General features: G+C 73.1%; 1 protein-coding gene. It reads right to left on the bottom strand.

Annotation, left to right across the window (positions count from 1 at the left end; all coding sequences use genetic code 11):
• The coding region (locus tag ACIQOV_RS42125; RefSeq protein ID WP_401056527.1) for an alpha-amylase family glycosyl hydrolase at positions 1-1,155 on the bottom strand (1,155 nt) is incomplete at its 3' end.
• Positions 1,156-1,182: the final 27 nt, after the last annotated feature.

Here is a 1,182-nt window from a genome sequence, read left to right on the forward strand (position 1 = left end):
CGCGAAGACGTTGACCCCGGCGACCAGGCGCAGCAGCGTGCCCAGCACCACGACGACGAACAGCACGCAGGTGACGTAGAAGCCGATCATGGTGAGCAGGAAGGCGAAGGCCGGGGCGAGTTGCTCCGCGCCGCGCGGGCCGGTGGCCAGGCGGGAGAAGTCGTGGTTGGCGGTGGGCAGCACGATGTGCCCGCCGCCCTCGGTGAGTTCGGCCGCCGAGCGCCAGGCGTCCAGGAAGGGCTGCGGGGTGCCGCGGCCCTCGGCCTCGAAGTAGCAGGCCTCCTGGTGCCAGAACTCCTCGACCGTCCCGCCGTTGTTGTTCCAGAGCGAGCGCAGCGGCAGGCCGTGGTCCTCCCCGCCGAAGTGCAGGAAGAAGTCCGCATGGAAGCCCGCCGCGACGGCGGCGGCCGGGTCGCCCCACTCGGCGAGCAGGGCGGCCTCGGGGTGGCCGCGGTCCAGCCAGTCGCGCAGCTCGGTCCAGAGCTTGGCGGTCTCCACCTTGCCCGGGTCGTCCTTGACCAGCGAGTACGCCATGTCCACCCGGAAGCCGGACACCCCGAGGCCGAGCCAGTGCGCCATGATCGCGCGCAGCGCCGCCCGGTTGGCGCGCGGGCCGTCCGCGTCCACCGCCTGCCGCCAGGGCTCCTCCGAACTGCTGCGCGCATAGCCGAAGTTGAGCGCCGGCTGACAGTCGAAGAAGTTCGGCCGGTACCAGCCGGGGCGGCTGCCGGGCGAGGCCACGAAACCGTCCACCGGGCGGTCGGACCAGATGTAGCGGTGGTCGGACGGGTCCTCGGCGGAGGCCAGGAACCAGGGGTGGCGGTCGGAGGTGTGCCCGGCCACCAGGTCCAGCAGGACCCGGACTCCCCTGCGGCGGGCGGCCTCGACCAGGGCCACCAGGTCATCGGTGCCGCCGTAGCGCGGGGCGGGGGCGAGGTAGTCGGTGACGTCGTACCCGGCGTCGCGGAACGGCGAGGCGAAGCAGGGGTTGAGCCAGACGGTGTCGATGCCGAGCCAGGCGAGGTGGTCCAGGTGCCCGGCGATGCCGGCGAAGTCGCCGATGCCGTCGCCGTCGGAGTCGGCGAAGCTCTGCGGGTAGATCTGGTACAGCACGGCGTCGGCGAGCCAGTCGGGGCCGGGGCGGGTCGAGGTCATGGGGGTTCCTCCTGCCGGGGTCCGGGG

Origin of the sequence: Kitasatospora sp. NPDC091257 (assembly GCF_044757675.1) — a bacterium.
Lineage (GTDB): Bacteria > Actinomycetota > Actinomycetes > Streptomycetales > Streptomycetaceae > Kitasatospora > Kitasatospora lactacystinica.